Genomic DNA, 21,282 nt, shown 5'->3' on the forward strand with positions numbered 1-21,282 from the left:
CAGGGATCTTGCTCCCAGAGGCGCGACCAGATCTGCCCAATGGCTGCCAGAGGTAAAATGACCCCTTTGCCCCGCCACATGGCCCCGTAGCCTCCATCAAGCTGGGGCAGGCGCAGGTGGCCCAAAGTTGCCGGTTGGCATCCAGGAATACGACGACAGACACGTGCCGGGTGGTCCGCAACGGCGGCGGCTGAGCGGGGGCGCCCCTGCACGATCGGAAAGGCCTGCCACATCGGTGGCAGGGCCTTTTTCCGTTTGATGCCGCGCCGCAGCGCGACGGCCTTAAGGTCTTGCGGTGCCGATCCTGATCAGCACCCGGTCAACAGCTGCAAGGAACAGGTCGACGTGTTCGGCCTGGCAGATCAGCGGCGGGCGCACTTTCAGCGCATCCTCGTTGGCGCCGGTGGTGCTGACCAGCACGCCGTCGTCACGCAGCGCATTCACGACATCCTGAGCCATGGCGCGGCGGGCTGCCGGGGCCATGCTCTCGGTGCCCATGTCCACGCCGAAGAAGAGACCGGCGTTGCGGATGGCCCGGATCCCGGGCCGCTGCTTGGCCAGCCGTTCCAGACCGGCCCGCAGGCGCAGGCCCATGGCAAATGCGTTCTGTGGGATCTGGTCACGCTGCAGGATCGTCAGCACGGCATCGGCGGTGGCGATCCCGATCGTATTGCCGGCAAAAGTGTTCGAATAGCGCGCCGTGGTGCCGAAGCGGTCCATCGCTGCGTGCCGACCGACAACAGCGCCAATGGGAAAGCCGTTGCCCATCGGCTTGCCCAGTGTCACCAGGTCGGGTACCACGCCGTGCCGTTCAAAGCCCCACATATGAGCACCGGTGCGCCCGAAGCCCGGCTGCACCTCGTCCGAGATCACGAGCCCGCCTGCTGCGCGCACTGCGTCGACGCCGCCTGCGATGAAGCCCGGGGGATCGACCCAGACACCGTCGCTGGAGAAGATGCTGTCGAACAGCAGGGCTGCAACGCCAATGCCGCGGCGGTTCAGATCGGTGATGGCCGCACGCACCTGCGCCTGGAAATAGTCCGCCGCCTGGGCGTCGGGAATACCCGCCGGGCCGGGCAAGGTGACCATGCGCACGTTGGGGCTCAGCATGACCGCGTCGCCAAGGTTCGGCGACACGGCCGCAACGGCGGCACTGGTGCCGTGATAGGCGTAGTTCGACACGATCACGCCCTCGTTGCCGGTGACAAGGCGGGCGATGCGCAGGGCAAGGTCATTGGATTCACTGCCGGTGCAGGTGAAGACCACACGGTCCAGTTCGGGTGGAAAGGTTGCCACCAGCCGCTCGGCATAGTCGACAAGCCTTGGTTCCAGATACCGGGTGTTCGCGCTGATCCGTCCGGCTTGTTCGGCCATGGCGGCGTTCACTTCCGGGTGGCAGTGACCCAACGATGGGACGTTGTTGTAGAAGTCCAGATAGGCGCGCCCGTCCGGATCATAGAGCCACATGCCCTCGCCCCGGAGGAAATGCACCGGGCGGCGATAGTGCAGCCGGTAGGAGGCGCCAAGGACCCCGTCACGGCGGGCGATCAGCGCCGCTTCGCGCTGGGGAAGTTGGGCTTCGCCTGGGCGGTAGCGGTTGGGCATAAGGTCGGTGGACATGTGCATGCGCCTTTGAAGGGGTGGCTTGATTGGTCCGTCAGGGACGGTGGGAGATTGCGGCCTCGACGGCAATTGCGCCTGACCGTTGGTCCAGGTCGGTCAGGATGCCGAGGCCGCGTTCAGCCCGTGCAACGTTCTTCTTGATATATTGCGCCTCGGCCGGGAACAGGTGCGCGCGCCAGTGGTTTATCAGGATCAGCGCGCTTTGCCGGGCCTTCATCAGGCCGACGAGCAGGCTTGTTTCGACCCCTGAAAGCGGGATGACCGAGGCATAGCCGGCAATCAGGTCGCCGGCCCCGCCTAGGGGCAGGGCTGGATCGGTGACGACATGACCAGCCGCGATGGCAAGGTCCTGAATCCGGGGGCTGTGGCACCCATCGCCAAAGTCGATGAAGCCAAGGCCCTGATCCGTGACCATCATGTTGAACGGGCTGGGGTCGTTGTGGGTCACTTGCCAGCACAGATGGCCAAGCCGGGGTTCGATGGTTTCCACGTAGTCGCGCATCGAATGGCTGACCTGCACTGCAGTCGGCCCCGGCGGCAGGTGGCCGACGAATTCCATAAGCCGTGGCCAGCATCCGATGTGCCACAGAAGCGGGCGGTCGGTGGCTGGTAGGTGCAGCGGCGCAAGGGCCAGATCGAGCCGGGCCAAGGCCGTGCCCGTCCGGAACAGGAGATCGGGCGTTGGGTCCGCCTGATTCAGCGCAGTTCCGTTCAGCCGGGTCTGCAAATAGCCGCAGATGCCTTCATCCACGAACATCAGGTCACCGCTGAGGGTCGGAAGCACGTCAGGGGCAACAAAGCCCGCTGCCCCGCGAACCCCGACGATGGCCTGTGCCTGAAAGGCAAAGCTGTCCAGCGCCTCGGGTCTGGTCGACGTCTTCAGGATCAACCGGCGGCCATCCACCAAATCGACTGCCACGGTACGCTCCACCTCGGAGGACAGGGTGGCCAGCGATCCGTTCAGGCCATAGTAGCGCTGCAACAGCGCTGCCGAGCGGTCCGCTTCCGACGCATCCGCCTGAACGGCGAGGGCTGCGGCGGCCGCACGGAAGCAGGTTTCGGTGGCGGGATCATGGCGCGCATCCAATTCGAAGTATCCTTGCCGGACCGGGACCGGTCGCCTTGCCGTTTCAAAGATTGCAGCGCCCCGGTGCCGGAGCGCCACCAGTTCAAGCGCTGGATCAGAGGCCGAACACGCCGGGCAGGTGCGAGACGTCGGGGATTTCGGTGTATTCGTAGAAAGGGTTGGCCGGTTCGTGGCCACGGTTGACCCATACCTTGCTTTTGATGCCGAGATCATAGGCCGACATCAGGTCGTGGCGGAAGGACGAGGACACATGGGTGATGTCCTCGGGCCCGCAGCCCAGCGTGTCGAACATATATTCGAACGCCTTGAAATGCGGCTTGTAGGCGCCTGCCTCTTCGGCGGTCAGAACGGCATGGAACGGCGCGCCGAGCTTGGCGATGTTCGACGGAATCTGCACCTTCATCGAGTTGGTGATGGTGACCAGCGGAATCTCCTTGGCCAACTTCGCCAGCCCCGCCGGGACATCTGCATGCGGGCCCCAGGTCGGAATGCGGTTGTAGATCATCAGCGCGTCTTCTGCCCGGAAGGCCAGGCCATTGCGGCGGCAGGCACGTTCCAGCGCGTTGTGGACGACGTCGGCATAGGGCTTCCAGTCCTGCATCACCTCGTCAAAGCGGTAGCCCTGGAAGTTGCGGATGAACTCATTCATGCGCGCTGCGTCCAGCAGGTTGCCGTAGAGATCGCGGGCGGCCTCCGCCATCTGGAAGTTGATCAAAGTGCCGTGGGTGTCGAACGTCACGTATTTTGGGCGAAAGCGTTCCATGTCCTTGGTTCCTGTCAGATTTGCCTGTTGGCCAAGCTTAGGCGCAGGCCTCTGGCAGAATCTGCCGCAATACCCGGACATGCAGTACATACCCCTCCAGTCGACCGCCAAACCGGCACGGGCTTTTGCAGCGCTGTCCGGGCAAACAGTGCTCGCCCCAACCGAAGAGAAGCCGGAACCGCGACAGGCCCTCAATCGGATGGCGCTGTTGCAGCTTTGCGACCTGTTTTGGGGTCAGCGGGCGCGGCCTGATCCGGCGAAGGGGGGTGAAAGCCTGACGGTTGCCTGCAACTCACGGGTCGCACGCGTCACCTGGTGCCGCGTGCGGCTCTGACCTGGCGCCGGGCCTGGACCGAGGTCACGCCGTCCGAGAATGGGGTGCGGCCCGCTACGACAGATGTGCAAAGATCTTCCTCTCTGCCGTCGCACTCGCCGCAACCGTCATGTTCTGGCTTTGACGATCAATGGGTCTGGAGTCTAATTCACATCTGTTTAATCTGAACGCACATTGCGGGTATCGGAAACCGGATCACGCAAATCTTATTGTGCAAGGTGTGCCTCTTTAATTTTTTGTCTGATTGCTGAATGCGTATGTCTTTTATCTGATCACATAAGGCGTGTCTCGCCAAGCACAATCCTGAACACACATCCCTGATGCCATAAAACGCATCTCACACATCCTTTCTCCGGACACTGAACGCTGAACGCGAGGCTCCGCACGTTAAACAAACAAGGCTTTAAGTCCATATTCACAAGGAAAATCCACCTCTGATCACGTGGCTCGGGGTGCGCCGTCCCTGGTTAACCTTGTGTATTGCGCGATCAGCGAAACGCATTCAGTGGCGGGGGATTTACGCAAGACGGTGCAATCTGAAAGGGAATAAACCTCGCAGAGATTGTGCTTGAAAGGGAGGTGTAGGAAGGGGTAAGGAAGAGTGGCAGGAAATGCGATATGTCTACAAATAATCGGTGGCGGAAGTTGGTGGTAAAATCAGAGCCTCGCAAAGCGCGACTGAAGTCGCAGCCCAATGTCTTGGCGGGAGTTGGCAATGGAATTGCTGACCCTGCAGCGCAGCAAGGCGCCGGATGCCGTCGGCAAGCTGTGGCGCTGTTCCGCAAGGTTGCGGAACCTCAGGAGGGCGCGCGCCATGGTTAAGCTTGGATCGCGGCCCATCGGGTTGGCAGAGGCGGTTCTCGGCGAGATCAACGTCCTGCGGCCTCAACGGGGCGGGGTGAAGGCGGGCAACGCCGCGCCCAAACACGGGTTCAGCTTTTCGAGCCGGGCCAGCCAGCTGTGGCGGTTTTCGCTGGGCTCAAGCGCGGCGGTGCTGAAGAAGATCGGCAAGGGCGGGACGGCCAACGCCAAAGAGCTGGCGGCGCAGATGGACTATCTGTTTTCGAAGTCGGCCTCGATCTTCGGCAACGGGGTCGTTCTGGATGCCGATGCCAAGGGGCTGACCAAGGACGAGCGCAACGAGATCGTCGGCGACTGGGTCGAGGATTGGCGTGGCGCGCCGAAGAACGGCCACACCACCCATCTGCTGATGAGCTTCCCGTCGCATGTGCGGCCGGAGAAGGCCAAGCTGATCGCCGAGGCCTGGGCCTTCGAGATGTTCCAGTCGGGCGCGCATCAGGATGATGTCTGGGCCTATGTCGCGGCCCTGCACAGCGACAAGGCGCATCCGCATGTCCACATGGTCGTCAACAACCGGGGCACGGTGAAGGACAGCTGGTTCTACATGGCCAAAGAGCATGCCTTCAATCTGGAGGTCATGAAGGCGCGCATGGTGGTGATCGCGGCCGAGGAGGGTGTGTTCCTCGATGCCACCTCGCGCGCCGAGCGTGGCTTGCTGACTTATGGGCCGTCGCGCGCAGAAATCGAACGGGCCCGCGTTGAAGGCCGGGCGCCCGGGGAACGGCCGCGCGAGGGCAAGGCTCTGGAGGATGCCTTGGTCACAATGACGCGCACGGCGGAAGCTATGCGCAGCCTGCAGCATGTGGCGGCACTGACCGGGCTGCCGGAGATTGGCGAGAAGATCGCCAGGGCGGAAGAGGCCCTGCGGCGGGGTGGGGTGTTGCAGCCGTTTCCGGGTGATGTGGCGACAGCGGAGCGGGCCGATCTGGACCGGCATTTCAGCGGCTGGATGGCAGATGCCGAGGGCAAGATCCGGAAGATGCCGGTCCCCGAGCGCAAGGACATGCGGGATGAGCTTTATGGCTATGCCATCGACATCGCCAAGGGCCTGGGCGATGCTCGTGGGGCGCAGCTGTTGCAGATGCTGCCGCAGACCAAGCTTTACGCGACGGCTCTTGAGGGGGACCGGCTGACGCAGGGCAAGGCGGTTGTTGACCTGGAGCCTGGGGCCACGGATCGGCTGAAATCGGACATTGTCGGCAAAGCGGTGGGCTTGGGTCTCAGCGGTGACCGGGTGGCCGAGCGGCTGGAAACCGGTGCCGCCAATGCCTGGGAAGAACGCGATTGGGTGCGCAGTGACTTGGCAACCCTGTCCGGGCGGCGGCGTGCCGACCTTCGCACCCCGGATCAAAGCCGGACGGTCGTCGATGATCTCGACGGTTTCTACGAAGCGGTGGCCAAGTTGATTGAGCATGCCCGCGCGCATGAGGTGGTGCCGGACAATGCGCGGTTGCTGCGCGCCCTCGGGTCGATGGGCCGTATCATGCAAGCGGATGGCAAGGTGGAGTTCCGGGGAGATGCCCATGCGCAGCGCTTCGCCGATGAGCTGCGGCAACGGTATGGCAAAGGGATTGTGGCGGAACTCGCCAGCGGGCGGACGGATGCGCTGGCAGGGGAGTTCGAGGATGCGGACCAGCGGAAGTGGATCGCGCGGGCGGTTGTTTCTGCAGCCAAGTCGCATGTGGCGTTCGGGTTGACGCTCAAAGAGGCACGGCACGCTGAGCGAGATCTGATGGGGGGATCGAAACGCGACAGAGATTGGGAGCGATAGCTGTCATACTGGTGGAAAGCGGGTGATCGCCACGCGTGCCAGATTGCAGTTTCGCCATTGGCAGACATTTATGCTTTGCCTTGACAGGCGAACAGAAAATCTGGGATGCCTTTGGGCATGGGGATGCGCGACCTCCCCACGAGGCGTCAGCTGAAGATCGCGTTCCACTCCTGTCCATCTTTTCCGAGGGGGAACGCAGATGCCTGCACCTGACGCCATTTCCTGTGAACAGTTGACCCGCCTTCTGGGCACCCCGAAATCTCCGACCCTTCTGGATGTTCGCCGGGAGGCTGTTCGTGCCAATGACCCGCGCCAATTGCCTGGGGCGCGTGTTTTGGCGGAACATGAGCTTGCACCAGATCCCTTGGCTGCCCTTGCCAGAGACCTGGCAGGCCCCGTGGTCGTGGTTTGTGCCGAGGGGCATCGTCTGAGCCAGGGCACTGCGGCGTGGCTGCGACACGAGGGGGTGCAGGCGGAATATCTACTCGGCGGTCAGGCGGCATGGGCGGCATCAGGATTGCCGTTGGTCGACCCAGGCAAGATCACCGCGCGTGACGGGCGGGGCCGATCCCTCTGGGTGACGCGGTCACGTCCCAAGATCGACCGCATCGCCTGCTCCTGGCTGATCCGTCGCTTCATCGACCCGCGCGCGGTGTTCCTGTTTGTTGCCCCGGGCGAAGTCCAGGGTGTGGCAGAGCGGTTCTGCGCGATGCCCTATGACATAGAAGACGTGTTCTGGAGCCACCGGGGGGATCTGTGCACCTTTGATGTGCTTCTGTCCGAATTCGGCCTGTCGACCCCGGCGCTGGACCGGCTGGCCACCATTGTGCGGGGGGCCGATACAGCGCGGCCTGATCTCGCGCCCGAATGTGCGGGGCTTCTGGCGGCATCATTGGGGCTGTCGCGGATGTATTCCGACGATCTCGCACAGCTTGAGGCCGGGATGGCGCTTTACGATGCCTTCTACCGTTGGGCGCGTGACGCAACCGACGAGGCGCACAACTGGCCAACCAAGGCGGGAAAAGCAAAATGAGCGATCACAAGGATTTTCCAACATTGGGCGAGGCCACACGGGTCTGGGCAAGGATTGCAGCCCTGTCCTTTGGCGGGCCTGCGGGACAGATTGCGGTGATGCACCGTATCCTCGTTGAGGAGAAGCGCTGGCTGGGTGACGGGAGGTTCCTGCATGCGCTGAACTTCTGCATGCTGCTGCCCGGCCCCGAGGCGCAGCAACTGGCGACCTATATCGGCTGGCTGATGCATGGGGTGAAGGGGGCCCTGATGGCAGGTCTGCTGTTCATCCTTCCCGGTATCCTCGCGATCATGGGACTCAGCTGGGTCTATGCGATCTGGGGGGATGTCGCCGTTGTTTCTGCGCTGTTCTTCGGGCTGAAGGCCGCAGTGCTTGCCATCGTGCTGCAAGCCGTGGTCAGGGTGGGCAAACGCGCGCTGAAGAACAATGCGATGCGCGGCCTCGCCGCGGCCTCCTTCGTGGCGATCTTTGCGTTTGGCGTGCCGTTTCCGCTGATCGTGGCGGCGGCGGCGCTGATCGGCTGGTCAGGCGCAAAGGCGGGGATTTCTGCGTTTCAGGGCGGGGGCGGGCATGGGTCGGTCGGCAAGGCCCATGTCGACGATTCCGCCACGCTGTTGGGCGCGGAACATGGTGATCTGACCAGCGCGGCGCGCGCAGGCGCCTTCTGGGCGGGGGCGGTTGCCTTGGTCCTGTGGATCGTCCCTGTGGTGGCGCTGCTGCTGTTGGCACCGGACAGCGTGTTCACCGACATTGCCACCTTCTTTTCCAAGTTGGCGGTGCTGACCTTTGGCGGGGCTTATGCGGTGCTGGCCTGGGTCGCACAGGAGGCTGTCGGCACCTATGGCTGGCTGGAACCGGGCGAGATGCTCGATGGTCTTGGCATGGCCGAAACAACGCCGGGGCCGTTGATCATGGTGCTGCAATTCGTGGGGTTCATGGGGGCCTTCCGCGAGGCGGGCTGGGCCATGCCGTTGCTGGCGGGCACATTGGGCGGACTGCTGACCACATGGGTCACCTTTGCCCCCTGCTTTGCGTGGATTTTCCTTGGTGCGCCGTTCATGGAGGGCTTGCGCTCCAACAAGGCCCTGTCGGCCGCCTTGTCGGCTGTGACTGCCGCTGTGGTGGGTGTGATCCTGAACCTGTCGATCTGGTTCGCAATCCATGTGGTCTGGCGCGAGGTTGCGATGGTCGACGCGGGACCGCTGTCGCTGGAACTGCCCGTCATGCGGTCGATTGACTGGATTGCGGCGGCGCTGTCAGCCTTGGCTTTGGGGGCCGTGTTCCGGCTGAAGCTGGGTATGGCAACCGTGCTGGGGGGCGCGGCAGTGTTGGGGCTGGCTCTGCATCTGGCGGGTTGGGTGTGAGCCTCAGGCTTCCCTGACCATTGACGCGGAGGCGGTCGCAGCGTTGCCGGACTGGTCGGCTGTCATGACCAGCCGGTTCCGGGAGGTCAGTCCCCAGCTTTCGCCCGCATCACCTGGCCTGCCGGGAGGTTCCCGGCAGGACCACGCGTGGGGCTTATTGTGCGGCGCCGATGGCGGTCAGGCCTGCGATGGCACAGGTGGTGTCGATGTCGCCCGACGGCGCGCCGCCGACGCCGATGCCGCCGACCAGCGCCTCGCCGATGCGGATCGGCAGGCCGCCTGCCTGAATGACCATCCGCGCGTCCATGTCGCGCAGCCCGTCATTGGCTGGTTTGCTGGCGATGAACTCGGCCAGCCCTGCCGTATCGCGGCCCAGGGCGGCGGAGGTGAAGGCCTTGCCGGTCGCGCTCGCGCCGGTATGCGGGCCGGAGCCGTCGGCCTTCAGCACGACCTTGGTGGCGCCGTCGCGGGCCACGATGGCCACACTGACGGTATGGCCCTCGGCGGCGCAGGCCTGCACGGCGGCGTCGGCGGCCTTCACCGCCAGGTCCAGCGGCAGATAGGGTGCCGTCGGCAGATCTTGTGCGGCGACGGCGAAAGGGGCCAGCAGGGCAGTGGCCAGAACGGGGATACGGATCATCGGGGGTCTCCTGTCATGGGGGGATGACAGGACCCTAGCCGCACCGCGCCGGGCCGGGTATTCGTAGGCCTGACAGGTGGTCTCCGTAGAACTACGGAGCGGTGTTTCCCTCCAGCCAGAGACGGGTCATTTCTGCCTGCGAAGTGGTGCCGAGCTTGGCCCCGATGGCCGCACGGTGGCTTTCCACCGTGCGGGGCGACAGGCCCAGCCCTTCGGCGATCTGGCGGGTGGTGAAACCTGCGGCGATGCGGTCCAGCACTTCAGCCTCGCGCGGGGTCAGGGCCGAAAGCAGCGCCAGTGTCTCGGCCCGTTCGGCACGGCGATCCAGCTGCAGATCAAGGATCGCCTGTGCTTTCTGGATGGCGTCGATCAGATCCTGTTCATCGACCGGCTTCGACAGGAAGTCGATCGCGCCATTGCGAAAGGCGCGGCGGCAGGCCTCGATATCACCATGGCCCGACATCACGATGGTCGGCCAGTCGATGGCCAGATCGGCCAGCCGCTCCTGCAGCTTCAGGCCGGAAATCACCGGCATGCGGATATCGAGGATCAGACAGCCCGGCGACAGCTGCGGCAGGCGGACCAGAAAGGCTTGCGGATCGGCAAAGCCGGTCACCGGGATATCGACGGTCGACAGCAGCAGCGTCAAGGCCTGCCGCACCGCCGCATCATCCTCGACCAGATAGACGGGATGGATCATGGTGCCCTTTCCAGCGGCAGGGTGATGCGGAAGCTTGCACCTTGGGCGCTGTCTTCCAGCACGATCTCGCCCCCGGCGCGTTCGACCAGCCGCTGGCTGAGCGCGAGGCCAAGCCCGGTGCCATCCGCCCGGGTGGTGGTGAAGGGGGTGAAGAGCCGCGCCCGCAGATCCCGCGCGATGCCGGGGCCGTTGTCGCACACCGTCAGCGCGGCGATACCTGCCTGCCCGCGCAGGGTGACATGGATCTGCCCTGCGTTCCTGTCTCTCAGGGCCTCCAGCGCGTTACGCAGGAGGTTGAAGCCGACCTGCTCCATCTCCACCGGATCGGCGCGGACCGTGACCGGATCGGCGGGCAGATCGAAGGTGAGCGTTACGCCCTGCGCCCCGGCCTGCGGTGCGAGCAACGCTGCAACATTGTTCCAGGCATCGCGCAGGTCGAAGGTCTGAACCGGGGCCGCCTGCGGGCGTGACCAGTTGCGGAACCGTTCCAGAATGGCCGAGGCGCGGCGGGCCTGGGTCACGGTGTCGTCCAGCACCGGGGCCAGTCGGCCCCACTCATCGCGCGCAAGCAACCGCCGTCCGGCCTGTGCCTGCGCCAGAATGGCGGTCAGCGGCTGGGTCAGCTCATGCGTCAGGCCGCTGGCCAGCTCTCCCAGCGCATTGACGCGCGCGGCATGGGCCAGCCGCGAGTCGAGCGCACTGAGCCGCGCCTGTTCCAGGGCCTGACCCGCGCGCTGCCGCTGACGCAGAAAGGCCAGTGCGGCCCCGGCCAGAAGCGTGGCGACCAGCACCGTCAGCCCGCTGCGCAGGGGCGGGAAGAGATCGGCCATGGTGATGCTGCGGGCGGTCTCCAGCAGCAGGGGTTGCGAGGCGCTGCCGAGGGTCCTGGTCAGCCCTGCCTGCGCCGCCGTGCCGTGCTGATAAAGCCGCGTCCCATCCGGCAGCGACAGGGCCACATGGATCCCGGACCGGTTCCACAAGGCCCCGGCATCGTCCAGCAGACGGGCCGCGTCGATGAAGATCGTCAGCCCATAGCGCGCGGCTTCGGAATTGGGGCTGCGCTTGACCATGATGTAATGGCCGGTTTGACCCGGATCGGCGAGAAGCGCGATCTCTCCGTCGGAGGCCTGCGCCGCCGCCCGGACCTGTGCTGCAAGTGCCGGGGTCAATGCGGCCCCCACCGAAGCCCCGTCTGACGCCAGCGGCATCAGCGCGATGGCACTGATGCGCGGATAAAAGCGGGTGATCGTCGCCGCCACCTCCAGAAACAGCCGCTGTTCGGGATCGTCACTGGCCACTGCAATCGCGGAAAGCGCTGTCAGATGCGCGTCATGCTGATCGGCGCGCTGCGAGGCAAGGCGATGCAGCACGGCGGTTTCCTGCATCAGTTCGCCGGTCAATGCCCGATGCTGCAAGCTGCCCATGGTTACCAGCAGCAATGCAAGCAGACCGGCCCCCAGAAGGGCCAGCCTTGCAGGGCTTTCCAGAAAGGGAACGGGGCGCGTCATGGTATCAGTCTGGCAGGTTGGGCGTTCTAGGGGAATGGGCTGATGCGGCAGCGGATGGCGCGCAGCTAGGGGGCCGATGCGCGTGTCGTCATCTTCAGCGATCAGTGTCCGCACTCCGCTGACTGGCAAGCACATCCTGAAGGGACGTGAGGCCATCGACTGCAACCCGCAGCTTCCGTAAAGCGCTTTGCGGCGCGCAACGTGGGCGGGATCACCACAGTCCAGAACGTCGCGCATGACGACAGCGACGCCGATGGTATCGTATGGGCGTGATCGTGGCGCCCACGCAGGGGCCGTTGCTCCGGCTACCCCAGCGGCCGCACGCGGGTCACGTAATCGGCCACGAAATCCGAAAACTGCGTCAGCCGCACCGGCAGCCGGTCATAGGGCGGGTAATATAGCGTGAACCAAAGCTCGGGCGGGATCCAGTCGGGCAGGATCTGCTGCACCCGGCCCGAGGACAGGCCCGCCTCCAGCATGAAGCGCGGCAGCAGCACGATGCCTTCGCCGCTTTCGGCCAGACCGGCCATCAGGTCGCCATTGTTGGTGGCGATATGGCCGCCCGCCCGGATGCGCCGCAGGGTGCTGCCCGCGCGCAGCTCCCAGGTTTCGGCCTGTGCATCGCTGTCATGGGCGATACAGGCATGCTGGGCCAGATCATCGGCATGTTGCGGGATGCCCTGCCGTTTGAGGTAATGCGGCGAGGCGGCGAGGATCCGCTCCACCCGGCAGATCTTGCGCCAGATGCTCAGCGTGTCGCGCGGGGGGCGAGAAATGCGGATCGCCAGATCGAAACTGTCATCCACGCTGTCGACAAAGCGGTCGGTCAGCGTCACCGAAAAGGTCACACCGGGATAGAGCACCCGGAACTGCGCCAGAATATCGGGCAGGAAGCGCAGGCCGAAGGTCATCGGCGCGTTCAGCCGGATCAGGCCCGCCGTCTCGCCATGCCGTTCGCGCAGCTCGTCATTGGCCAGCGCCAGATCGCGGACCAGCGGCGTGATCCTGGCCGCATAGGCCGCCCCGGCGGCGGTCAGCGACACGCGCCGGGTGGTCCGCACGAAAAGCTGCACCCCGAGCCGGTCCTCCAGCGCGGCAATCGCCCGCGTCACCGATGGCGGCGTCATCGCCATGGCCCGGGCGGCCCCGACGAAACTGCGCGCGCGTGCCACTGCCAGAAACAGCCGCAGGTCTTCGATCTCGCCCATGGCAGGCCTCCTGCAGAACGGGCAGGCCCGGAGGGGCCTACCGGGGGGCACTGTGATTGTTGCGCAAACTGAAATCAAGAATGGAAAATTATTGCCATTCTGCCGTGGCTGCCTTTCGGCCATGCTGACCGCCAGAGCGCCGCCCTTGCTGCGGCCAGACAAGGAGTGTGTCATGTCCATCCTCATTCACGGCAACATGAGCCGGGGCCGCAGCCAGAAGGGCTGGGCCGAGGCCTTTCACAGCTTTTCCTTCGGGGATTTTCTGGATCCGGCCCGCATGGGCTTTGCCCGGCTGCGGGTGCTGAACGAGGATCGCATCGTGCCGGGAGCCGGGTTTGCGCCGCATGACCATGCCGATATGGATATCCTGACGCTGGTTCTGGCGGGGCGCATCCGCCATGAGGACAGTCTGGGCACAGTCAGTGATCTGGTGCCGGGCATGGTGCAGCTGATGCGGGCGGGCAGCGGCATCACCCATTCCGAGGTGAATGCCTCGGACCGCGAGCCGGCGCATGTGGTGCAGATCTGGCTGATCCCCGACCGGGCCGGGGGGCCGCCCTCCTATCAGACCCTGCACCTGCCGCCGGGCGACGCGCTGATCGCGGCGGGTGATGGCACGGCGCCGCTGCATCTGGGGTCGGACAGCCGCATCCGGCTGGCGCAGCCGCGGGACGGCACGGTCAGCCGGATCGTGGTGGCTCCGGGCCGGGCGGTGTTCGTGCAGATCCTGGACGGCATGGCGCGGATGGAGGGTGAACGGCTTGTCGCGGGCGACGGGCTGCAACTGACCAGCACCCCGCCCGATCTGCACTGGCAGAGCGATGGCCGGATGCTGATTTTCGACATGCCGGCCTGAGCGGTGGCGGCGGGGGCCCAATGTGGCCCCCGATGCGGCCCCGATGCGGCGATGAAACTGCCCGGCGGCCCCAAAACTTTGCCCGCAGCCTATTGAACACCCACAATCATTGCCTTCATAAGGGACGGGCTTCCCCTGTCAGATCCGGCCCGCCGCTGCGCTGTTTGGTCGATCCTGTGTCACACAGCATCTGGCCTGCGGGGCACCCTGTCTTTTGCCCCGCAACGAGGAGCCGCCACCCCCGGATGATCGAGCAGAACCTGATCCTGATCCTCGTCGCGCTGCCGTTTCTGGCCGCGCTGATCTGTGCCACGCTGTCGGTCCATACGCATGATGCGGCGGCCTGGGTGTCGGGCCTGTCGATGGTGGCGGGGCTGGGGATCCTGCTGGGCTTTCACGGGGCCATCACCGAGGGCACGGTGCTGCGCGCCACGCTGCGCTGGATCCCGTCGCTGAACCTGAACCTGACCTTCCGACTGGACGGATTTGCCTGGCTGTTTGTCACGCTGGTGCTGGCCATCGCGGTTCTGGTGGTGATCTATGCCCGTTATTATCTGGCGAAAACCGATCCGGTGCCGCGGTTCTATGCCTTTCTGATGGGCTTTACCGGGGCGATGCTGGGCATGTTGCTGTCGGGCAATCTGCTGATGCTGGTGGTGTTCTGGGAACTGACCTCGATCCTGTCCTTCCTGCTGATCGGCTATTGGCATCAGGGGCAGGCCGCGCGCGATGGCGCGCGCATGGCGCTGATCGTGACGGCAACCGGCGGGCTGTGCCTGCTGCTGGCGATGCTGATGCTGGGGCAGATCACCGGCAGTTACGATCTGGATCGGGTGCTGGCCTCGGGGCCGGTGATCCGCGCGCATCCGCTCTATCCGGTGGTGCTGGCGCTGTTCCTGCTGGGGGCCTTCACCAAATCGGCGCAGTTCCCGTTCCATTTCTGGCTGCCCGGCGCGATGGCCGCCCCGACGCCGGTTTCGGCCTTTCTCCATTCGGCCACCATGGTCAAGGCCGGGGTGTTCCTGCTGGTGCGGTTCTCGCCCGCGCTTGGCGGCACCGAGCTGTGGTTCTTTGCCGTCACCGGCACCGGCATGGCGACGCTGATCCTTGGCGCGGTCATCGCGCTGTTCCGGCATGATCTGAAGGGGCTGCTGGCCTATTCCACCATCAGCCATCTGGGCCTGATCACCGCCTTGGCCGGGATCGGCAGCACCGGGGCCATTCTGGCCGCGATCTTTCATATCGTGAACCATGCGGTGTTCAAGGCCTCGCTGTTCATGGCGGCGGGCATCATCGACCACGAGACCGGCACCCGCGACATGCGCCGACTGAGCGGGCTGATCCGCTTCATGCCGGTGACGGGCACGCTGGCCATCGTCGCCTCGGCGGCCATGGCCGGGGTGCCGCTGATGAACGGGTTCCTGTCGAAGGAGATGTTCTTTGCCGAGGCGGTGGATTGGCACAATGGCACCTGGCTGGACGATGCGCTGCCCTATCTGGCCACCTTTGCCAGCGTCTTTGCCGTGGCCTATTCGGTGCGCTTCATCGCCACGGTGTTCTTCGGCCCGCCCGCCGAGGGCCTGCCCAAACAGCCGCATGAACCCTCGGCCTGGATGCGGCGGCCGGTGGAACTGCTGGTGCTGGTCTGCCTGATCGTCGGCATCCTGCCCGCCGTCACGCTGGGGCCGATCCTGAACATTGCGGCGCGCGCGGTGCTGGGGCCGGATCTGCCCTATTACGACATTGCGATCTGGCATGGCCTGACCCTACCGCTGATCATGAGCCTGGTGGCGCTGGCCGTGGGTCTGCTGCTGTATGCCGTCTTCGCGCGCCGCATTTCCGAAGGGCCGGAAGGCCCGCCGCTGCTGCACCGGATCCGGGCGCAGCGGCTGTTCGAGCGGCTGCTGCTGACCCTGTCGTGGAAGGCGCCGCGCGCGCTCTACCGGCGCATGGGCACCGAACGGCTGCAACCGCAGCTGCGGCTGATGGTGCTGATCGCCATTGCCTGTGCCCTGATCACGCTCTGGGGCGGGCTGCGCCTGGCGGCCACGCCGCTGGCGACCGGGCTGAACCCGGCCTTCGGGCTGATGTGGCTGGTCGGCATCGCCTGCGCCATCGGCGCGGCCTGGCAGGCCAAATATCACCGCTTTGCCGCGCTGGTGCTGCTGGGCGGGGCGGGGCTGGTCACCTGTCTGACCTTCGCGTGGTTTTCGGCCCCCGATCTGGCGGTGACGCAGCTTCTGGTCGAGATCGTGACCACGGCGCTGCTGCTGCTGGGGCTGCGCTGGCTGCCCAAACGCCGCGCCGAAATCGCCGAGGACAAGCTGATGCCCGCCCGGCTGCGCCGCATCCGCGATCTGGTGATTGCGGTGGTGGCGGGCGGCGGCATCGCCGCCATCGCCTATCTGGTGATGACCCGGCCGCTGATCCCCAATGTCGGCGACTGGTTCCTGCGCAATGCCTATTACGAAGGCGGCGGCACCAATGTGGTGAATGTGATCCTGGTCGATTTCCGCGCCTTCGACACCTTTGGCGAGATCACCGTTCTGGCGATTGTCGGGCTCACGGTCTTTGCGCTGCTGCGCCGGTTCCGCCCGGCGGCAGAAAGCGTGGGCCTTCCCGATCCGCAGCAGGAGGCGGCGGATGAGGAGCTGCGTGATTATCTGCTGGTGCCTTCGGTGATCATGCGCTGGATGTTCCCGGCGATGATCGTGATGTCGGCCTATTTCTTTCTGCGCGGGCATGATCTGCCGGGGGGGGGCTTTTCGGCGGGGGTGACGCTGGCGATTGCCTTCCTGCTGCAATATCTGGGCCATGATGTCCGCTGGGCCGAGGCGCGGCTGACCGTGCTGCCGATCCGCTGGATGGGCTTCGGCCTGCTGATCGCCGGCGCGACCGGCGTCGGCGCCTTTGCCTTCGGCTATCCGTTCCTCACTGCCCATGCGCAATATCTGACCCTGCCGCTGATCGGGCAGGTGCCTGCGGCGACGGCGCTCTTGTTCGACGCCGGGGTGTTTGCGCTGGTGGTCGGGGCGACGGTGCTGATGCTGATCGCGATTGCCCACCAGTCGCTGCGCTCGGCCCGCCTGCGCGAACATGAGGCCGAGATGGCCGAAGCGGCGTCCCCGGTCCAGCCCTCTGCAAACACGGAGGTCCGGTGATGGAGCTTGTCCTGTCTGCCGCCATCGGCATCCTCGCCGCCTCGGGGATCTGGCTGTTGCTGCGCCCGCGCACCTTCCAGGTGATCATCGGGCTGTGCCTGCTGTCCTATGCGGTCAATCTCTTCATCTTCTCGATGGGGCGGCTGGCCTTGGGCGCGCCGCCGATCATGCCGCGCGGCGGCTTCATCAACCCTGCCGCCTATGCCGATCCGGTGCCACAGGCGCTGGTGCTGACCGCCATCGTGATCAGCTTTGCCACCACCGCGCTGTTTCTGGTGGTGATGATTGCCTCGCGCGGGGTCACCGGCACCGACCATGTCGATGGACAGGAGCGTGAGGAATGACGGCCGGTCTCGATCATCTCGCCATCGCCCCGGTGCTTGTGCCCTTCTTTGCCGGGGCCCTGATGCTGCTTTATGATGACCGGCGGCGACGGGCCAAGCTGCTGATCAGCCTTGGTGCTGCGCTGCTGCTGCTGGTCATCGCGATCGAGCTGCTGATCCGGGCCAAGGGCAGCGCCCTGTCGGGCGGCAATGACATCGGCTTTTACCTGCTGGGCGACTGGGCGATGCCCTTCGGCATCGTGCTGGTGATCGACCGGCTGTCGGCAATGATGCTGGTGCTGACCGCCCTGCTGGCCATTCCGGCGCTGATCTATGCGGCGGCGGGGTGGCACCGGCAGGGCCAGCATTTCCACTCGTTGTTCCAGTTTCTGCTGATGGGGCTGAACGGGGCCTTTCTGACCGGCGACCTGTTCAATCTGTTCGTGTTCTTCGAGGTGCTGCTGGCAGCCTCTTACGGGCTGCTGCTGCATGGGTCGGGCCAACTGCGGGTGCGGGCCGGGCTGCATTACATCGCGGTGAACCTGACCGCCTCGCTGCTGTTCCTGATCGGGGTCAGCCTGATCTATGGCGTGACCGGCACGCTGAACATGGCGCAGCTGTCGACCATGGTGCCGCTGCTGCCCGACAGCGAACGCCCGCTGTTCCATGCCGGGGCGGCCATCCTTGGTTTGGCCTTCCTGATCAAGGCGGGGATCTGGCCTTTGTCCTTCTGGCTGCCCACCGCTTATATGGCCGGGGCGGCCCCGGTGGCCGCGATGTTCGCCATCATGACCAAGGTCGGGGTCTATGTGATCCTGCGCCTGTCGATGCTGATGTTCGGCGCCGGGGCCGGGGCCTCGGCGGGGTTCGGCGGGCCGGTGCTGATCGCGGGCGGCATGGCCACGGTGGTCTTCGGCTTTCTGGGCGTGCTGTCGGCGCAGGGGCTGGGCCGGATGGCGGCGCATCTGGTGCTGGTCTCTTCGGGCACCGTGCTGGCGGTGACCGGCTTTGCGCTGGCGGGCGGCGGGCCCGAGATGCTGGGCGGCGCGCTGTTCTATCTGGTCGGCTCCACCCTTGCCACCAGTGCGCTGTTCCTGCTGCTGGAACCGATGAGCCGCGAGGAAGGCGGCATCGCCGCCCTGCTGGCCCTGACCGCCGATGCCTATGGTCTGGACGAGCGCGAAGAGGACAGCCAGCCCGAAACCGGCCTTGCCATTCCCGGCACGCTGACGGTGCTGGGCCTGTCCTTCGGCATCTGCATGATCGTGCTGGCTGGGCTGCCGCCGCTGCCGGGCTTCATCGGCAAGGTGGCGATCCTGCAAGGCGTGATGGCCAATCCCGAGGTGCCGCAGGCGCTTGGCTGGCCCTTCGTCGCGCTGCTGCTGGTTTCGGGGCTGGCCACGATGATCGGGCTGGTGCGCATCGGCATCCAGACCTTCTGGGCCTCGGACGGGGTGGTGCCGCGGGTTCTGGCGCTGGAGATCGCGCCGGTGCTGGTGCTGTGCGGCATGATCCTGCTGCTGACGGTCAAGGCTGACGAGACGCTGCGCTACATGCGCATGACAGCGGCGGCGCTCTATCGCCCGGCGATCTATGCCGAAGGCGTGCTGAATGCGCCCCGGGTCGAGGATGCGGCCCGCGCGGCGGCGGCGGCTGCGCAGCAGATGCCCGCCCCCGCCGAACCGCAGGCGGATCCGACGGATGCGGAGGGGCCGCAATGACCCGGCTCGTGCCCCATCCGCTGCTGTCGCTGGTGCTGATGCTGGTGTGGCTGCTGCTCACCCGTCTGTCGCCGGGCAATCTCGTGCTGGGTCTGGCGGTCGGGCTGCTGGCCGGCTGGTCCTTTGCCCGGCTGGAGCCGGAGGGCAAACGCCTGCGCAGCCTGCGGCCCTTGCTGCGGCTGATGGCCATCGTCAGTCAGGATATCCTCCGCTCCAACCTCGCCGTGGCGCGGCTGATCCTGCGCGGCGGCCAGCACGGGCAGCGGCATTCGGCCTTTGTGGAAATTCCGCTGCGACTGACGGATCCCGCGCCGCTGGCATTGCTGGCCATGGTGATCACCGCGACGCCGGGCACCGCCTGGATCGCCTATGACAAGGACAGCGGCATCCTGTTGCTGCATGTGTTCGATATGGTCGAGGGCAGCGACTGGTCGCGGCTGATCCGCGACCGCTATGAGGCTTTGTTGCTGGAGGCATTCGCATGACCGCCGGAACCCTTCTGTGGCTGGCGCTGAGCTATGCGCAGCTGATGCTGGCGCTGGCGGCCTGTCTGGCCGCGTGGCGCACCCTGCGCGGCCCCCGCGCCCAGGACCGGGTGCTGGGGCTGGATGCGCTTTATATCACCGCCATGCTGCTGTTCATCGTCACCGGCATGCGGCTGGGCACGCCGTTCTTTTTCGAGGCGGCGATGGTGATCGGCGTCTTGGGTTTTGTTGCCACCGTGACGCTGGCCAAGTTCCTGATCCGGGGCGAGGTGATCGAATGACGCCGCTGGATACTCTGCCGCTCTGGCTTGCCCTGCCGGTCGCCTTGCTGCTGGTGATCGGCAGCACGCTGACCTTTCTGGGGGCGCTGGGTCTGGTGCAGCTGAAAAGCTTCTATGACCGCATCCATGCGCCGACGCTGGGCACCAGCTGGGGCACGGCGGGCATCCTGCTGGCCTCGATCTGTGCCTATTCCTGGGGGGCGGGCCGCCCGATCCTGCACGAGCTGGTGATCGGGGCCTTCGTGATGATCACCACGCCGGTCACGCTGATGCTGCTGGGCCGCGCCGCGCTGCACCGCGACCGGATCGAAGGGCAAAGCGGCATGCCGGTCTGGCCCCCCGCCCGCTCCTCTGCCACCCCGGAGGCGGCCCCTGATCCGGACAGCAGCCCCGCACCGGCAGCGGCGCAGGACGGCTGACGGGATCCGGGGCTGCGGCGCGCGATGCTCACGCTGCGTGAGGCGCTGCGGCTGCCGCTCATGCCCCGGATCTGGCGCAACCGGGGCGTTTCACGACAAAACCCGCAGGCCAAGCCCGCGTCCTTGCCCGGGCCATCCCTCATTTTCTAAGCTGTGCGGGCGGCACTGGTTTTTCTGACTGCGGCCAGTGGACGCCTCAAACTCCCCCTCGCTGACCCCCAATTTCAGCGAGGGTTTTTTTTGGACTCATCCCCCCGCCTCAGCCAAGCGCACCCTTGCGGCCGATCACCTGTGTCGCCAGCCCATGCGCCGCGGCCAGACAGGCCTCGGGCGACAGCCCGGCGCTGTGGCTGACCAGCCAGCCTGCGTTGAACGCATCGCCCGCACCAGTCGTATCCACCGGGGTGACCGGGGTCAGCGGCACATGGATCTGCTGCCCGCCGATGGCGATCAAGACATCCTGACCGCCATTCTTCACGATGACGGTGCGCCCCTCGGCGGCACCATAGCGGCGGGCACAATCGGCGAGGCTCGCATCGCCGAAATGCGTGGCCTCATCCTCGAAACTCGGCAGGATGATGTCTGACAGGGCAGCGGCCTGGCCGATCACCGCGCGCATCACCGCCGCATCCTCCCACAGGCGCGGGCGGATATTGGGATCGAAAGCCACCTGCACCCCGTTCTGCCGGGCGCGGGCCAGGGCGGCCAGCAGGCGGTCCCGCGCCGCAGGCGATAGGATCGCCAGCGTGATGCCACTGAGATAGGCCATCCCCGCCCAGGACAGGGCAGCGCTCAGCGCCGCCGGATCCTCGGCCAGCCGCCGGGCTGCCGACTGGTCGCGCCAATAGGTGAAGCTGCGCTCGCCCTCGGAGAGCGAAATGGCATAAAGCCCCGGCCCGCGCGCCGGGTCGCGCCGGATGAACCGGGTCTCGACGCCCGCCGCCGCGATGAACCCGGCAATCCGGTCCGAAAACGGATCCTGACCCAGGCAGGTGAGATAGGCCACCTCGGTCTGCGCTCCTGCCAGCTGCCGGACATGCCAGGCGGTGTTGAACGTATCGCCCGCCACATTCATCGCCCAAAGCGGCGGTGCCTGTTCCGACAGTTCCAGCATGGCCTCGCCGATCGCCAGAAAACGCATGGG

The 21,282-nt window shown here is 65.8% G+C and carries 18 protein-coding genes; 10 read left to right on the plus strand and 8 right to left on the minus strand.

Annotation, left to right across the window (positions count from 1 at the left end; genetic code table 11):
- Positions 1 to 282: 282 nt before the first annotated feature.
- The 3 genes from KM031_RS21220 to KM031_RS21230 all read right to left on the minus strand — a co-directional run bounded on the left by KM031_RS21220 (position 283) and on the right by KM031_RS21230 (position 3,473).
- The gene (locus KM031_RS21220) at positions 283 to 1,620 is read right to left on the minus strand and encodes an aspartate aminotransferase family protein (RefSeq protein WP_215508022.1); all 1,338 of its coding nucleotides are present in this window, start codon (positions 1,618 to 1,620) and stop codon (positions 283 to 285) included.
- Between the two features lie 37 nt (positions 1,621 to 1,657).
- The gene (locus KM031_RS21225; RefSeq protein ID WP_215508024.1) at positions 1,658 to 2,710 is read right to left on the minus strand and encodes a phosphotransferase; all 1,053 of its coding nucleotides are present in this window, start codon (positions 2,708 to 2,710) and stop codon (positions 1,658 to 1,660) included.
- Positions 2,711 to 2,804: 94 nt separating this feature from the next.
- Positions 2,805 to 3,473 (minus strand): haloacid dehalogenase type II, encoded by a 669-nt coding sequence (locus KM031_RS21230; RefSeq protein ID WP_215508029.1) that lies wholly within the window; start codon positions 3,471 to 3,473, stop codon positions 2,805 to 2,807.
- 1,049 nt (positions 3,474 to 4,522) lie between these two features.
- Here KM031_RS21230 and KM031_RS21240 point away from each other — a divergent pair.
- From KM031_RS21240 to chrA, 3 genes are all read left to right on the plus strand, one after another.
- Complete coding sequence (locus KM031_RS21240) at positions 4,523 to 6,439, plus strand: relaxase/mobilization nuclease domain-containing protein (protein WP_260692247.1); 1,917 nt, start codon at positions 4,523 to 4,525, stop codon at positions 6,437 to 6,439.
- A gap of 199 nt (positions 6,440 to 6,638) precedes the next feature.
- Entirely contained in the window at positions 6,639 to 7,472 is an 834-nt protein-coding gene (locus KM031_RS21245) for a chromate resistance protein ChrB domain-containing protein (protein WP_215507218.1), read from the plus strand.
- A complete protein-coding gene (gene chrA / locus KM031_RS21250; RefSeq protein WP_215507220.1) occupies positions 7,469 to 8,836 on the plus strand; it encodes a chromate efflux transporter in 1,368 nt (455 codons plus the stop codon). The genes KM031_RS21245 and chrA overlap by 4 nt, the downstream gene beginning before the upstream one ends.
- A 154-nt stretch (positions 8,837 to 8,990) precedes the next feature.
- On the opposite strand, the gene KM031_RS21255 is transcribed toward chrA, so the two are convergent.
- The 4 genes from KM031_RS21255 to KM031_RS21270 all read right to left on the minus strand — a co-directional run bounded on the left by KM031_RS21255 (position 8,991) and on the right by KM031_RS21270 (position 12,892).
- Positions 8,991 to 9,476 carry a GlcG/HbpS family heme-binding protein gene (locus KM031_RS21255; RefSeq protein WP_215507222.1) on the minus strand — a complete coding sequence of 162 codons (486 nt, stop codon included), beginning with the start codon at positions 9,474 to 9,476 and terminating at the stop codon, positions 8,991 to 8,993.
- 91 nt (positions 9,477 to 9,567) lie between these two features.
- Positions 9,568 to 10,176: a response regulator transcription factor gene (locus KM031_RS21260; protein WP_215507224.1), complete on the minus strand. Its 609-nt coding sequence runs from the start codon at positions 10,174 to 10,176 to the stop codon at positions 9,568 to 9,570.
- Positions 10,173 to 11,684, minus strand: a complete 1,512-nt coding sequence (locus KM031_RS21265; protein WP_246567307.1) for a sensor histidine kinase — start codon at positions 11,682 to 11,684, stop codon at positions 10,173 to 10,175. The genes KM031_RS21260 and KM031_RS21265 overlap by 4 nt, the downstream gene beginning before the upstream one ends.
- 305 nt (positions 11,685 to 11,989) lie before the next feature.
- On the minus strand, positions 11,990 to 12,892 hold the full coding sequence (locus KM031_RS21270) for a LysR family transcriptional regulator (RefSeq protein WP_215507226.1): 903 nt from the start codon (positions 12,890 to 12,892) through the stop codon (positions 11,990 to 11,992).
- Between the two features lie 172 nt (positions 12,893 to 13,064).
- Between KM031_RS21270 and KM031_RS21275 the strand changes: the two genes are divergently transcribed.
- The 7 genes from KM031_RS21275 to mnhG all read left to right on the plus strand — a co-directional run bounded on the left by KM031_RS21275 (position 13,065) and on the right by mnhG (position 20,138).
- The gene (locus KM031_RS21275) at positions 13,065 to 13,748 is read left to right on the plus strand and encodes a pirin family protein (RefSeq protein ID WP_215507228.1); all 684 of its coding nucleotides are present in this window, start codon (positions 13,065 to 13,067) and stop codon (positions 13,746 to 13,748) included.
- Between the two features lie 245 nt (positions 13,749 to 13,993).
- Positions 13,994 to 16,909: a monovalent cation/H+ antiporter subunit A gene (locus KM031_RS21280; RefSeq protein ID WP_215507230.1), complete on the plus strand. Its 2,916-nt coding sequence runs from the start codon at positions 13,994 to 13,996 to the stop codon at positions 16,907 to 16,909.
- Entirely contained in the window at positions 16,909 to 17,253 is a 345-nt protein-coding gene (locus KM031_RS21285; protein ID WP_215507232.1) for a Na+/H+ antiporter subunit C, read from the plus strand. Before KM031_RS21280 ends, KM031_RS21285 begins: the two co-directional genes overlap by 1 nt.
- Positions 17,250 to 18,953, plus strand: a complete 1,704-nt coding sequence (locus tag KM031_RS21290) for a monovalent cation/H+ antiporter subunit D (protein ID WP_215507234.1) — start codon at positions 17,250 to 17,252, stop codon at positions 18,951 to 18,953. Before KM031_RS21285 ends, KM031_RS21290 begins: the two co-directional genes overlap by 4 nt.
- Positions 18,950 to 19,438, plus strand: coding sequence for a Na+/H+ antiporter subunit E (locus KM031_RS21295; RefSeq protein WP_215507235.1), 489 nt, complete (start codon positions 18,950 to 18,952; stop codon positions 19,436 to 19,438). The genes KM031_RS21290 and KM031_RS21295 overlap by 4 nt, the downstream gene beginning before the upstream one ends.
- Positions 19,435 to 19,719 (plus strand): K+/H+ antiporter subunit F, encoded by a 285-nt coding sequence (locus KM031_RS21300; protein WP_215507237.1) that lies wholly within the window; start codon positions 19,435 to 19,437, stop codon positions 19,717 to 19,719. The genes KM031_RS21295 and KM031_RS21300 overlap by 4 nt, the downstream gene beginning before the upstream one ends.
- Positions 19,716 to 20,138, plus strand: a complete 423-nt coding sequence (mnhG, locus tag KM031_RS21305; RefSeq protein ID WP_215507239.1) for a monovalent cation/H(+) antiporter subunit G — start codon at positions 19,716 to 19,718, stop codon at positions 20,136 to 20,138. Before KM031_RS21300 ends, mnhG begins: the two co-directional genes overlap by 4 nt.
- A gap of 259 nt (positions 20,139 to 20,397) precedes the next feature.
- Here the strand turns inward: mnhG and KM031_RS21310 are convergent, their stop codons facing one another.
- The gene (locus tag KM031_RS21310; protein ID WP_215507241.1) at positions 20,398 to 21,279 is read right to left on the minus strand and encodes a sugar kinase; all 882 of its coding nucleotides are present in this window, start codon (positions 21,277 to 21,279) and stop codon (positions 20,398 to 20,400) included.
- Between the last annotated feature and the right edge of the window lie 3 nt (positions 21,280 to 21,282).

Source organism: Gemmobacter fulvus (assembly GCF_018798885.1).
In the GTDB taxonomy this organism is placed as follows: Bacteria; Pseudomonadota; Alphaproteobacteria; order Rhodobacterales; family Rhodobacteraceae; genus Gemmobacter; species Gemmobacter fulvus.

Excerpts from the sequence above, each read along its gene's own strand:
- KM031_RS21220 (WP_215508022.1), bottom strand. The coding sequence starts at position 1,620 with ATGTCCACCGACCTTATGCCCAACCGCTACCGCCCAGGCGAAGCCCAA.
- KM031_RS21230 (WP_215508029.1), bottom strand. The coding sequence starts at position 3,473 with ATGGAACGCTTTCGCCCAAAATACGTGACGTTCGACACCCACGGCACT.
- KM031_RS21240 (WP_260692247.1), top strand. The coding sequence starts at position 4,523 with ATGGAATTGCTGACCCTGCAGCGCAGCAAGGCGCCGGATGCCGTCGGC.
- KM031_RS21245 (WP_215507218.1), top strand. The coding sequence starts at position 6,639 with ATGCCTGCACCTGACGCCATTTCCTGTGAACAGTTGACCCGCCTTCTG.
- chrA (WP_215507220.1), top strand. The coding sequence starts at position 7,469 with ATGAGCGATCACAAGGATTTTCCAACATTGGGCGAGGCCACACGGGTC.
- KM031_RS21255 (WP_215507222.1), bottom strand. The coding sequence starts at position 9,476 with ATGATCCGTATCCCCGTTCTGGCCACTGCCCTGCTGGCCCCTTTCGCC.
- KM031_RS21260 (WP_215507224.1), bottom strand. The coding sequence starts at position 10,176 with ATGATCCATCCCGTCTATCTGGTCGAGGATGATGCGGCGGTGCGGCAG.
- KM031_RS21265 (WP_246567307.1), bottom strand. The coding sequence starts at position 11,684 with ATGACGCGCCCCGTTCCCTTTCTGGAAAGCCCTGCAAGGCTGGCCCTT.
- KM031_RS21270 (WP_215507226.1), bottom strand. The coding sequence starts at position 12,892 with ATGGGCGAGATCGAAGACCTGCGGCTGTTTCTGGCAGTGGCACGCGCG.
- KM031_RS21275 (WP_215507228.1), top strand. The coding sequence starts at position 13,065 with ATGTCCATCCTCATTCACGGCAACATGAGCCGGGGCCGCAGCCAGAAG.
- KM031_RS21280 (WP_215507230.1), top strand. The coding sequence starts at position 13,994 with ATGATCGAGCAGAACCTGATCCTGATCCTCGTCGCGCTGCCGTTTCTG.
- KM031_RS21285 (WP_215507232.1), top strand. The coding sequence starts at position 16,909 with ATGGAGCTTGTCCTGTCTGCCGCCATCGGCATCCTCGCCGCCTCGGGG.
- KM031_RS21290 (WP_215507234.1), top strand. The coding sequence starts at position 17,250 with ATGACGGCCGGTCTCGATCATCTCGCCATCGCCCCGGTGCTTGTGCCC.
- KM031_RS21295 (WP_215507235.1), top strand. The coding sequence starts at position 18,950 with ATGACCCGGCTCGTGCCCCATCCGCTGCTGTCGCTGGTGCTGATGCTG.
- KM031_RS21300 (WP_215507237.1), top strand. The coding sequence starts at position 19,435 with ATGACCGCCGGAACCCTTCTGTGGCTGGCGCTGAGCTATGCGCAGCTG.
- mnhG (WP_215507239.1), top strand. The coding sequence starts at position 19,716 with ATGACGCCGCTGGATACTCTGCCGCTCTGGCTTGCCCTGCCGGTCGCC.
- KM031_RS21310 (WP_215507241.1), bottom strand. The coding sequence starts at position 21,279 with ATGCGTTTTCTGGCGATCGGCGAGGCCATGCTGGAACTGTCGGAACAG.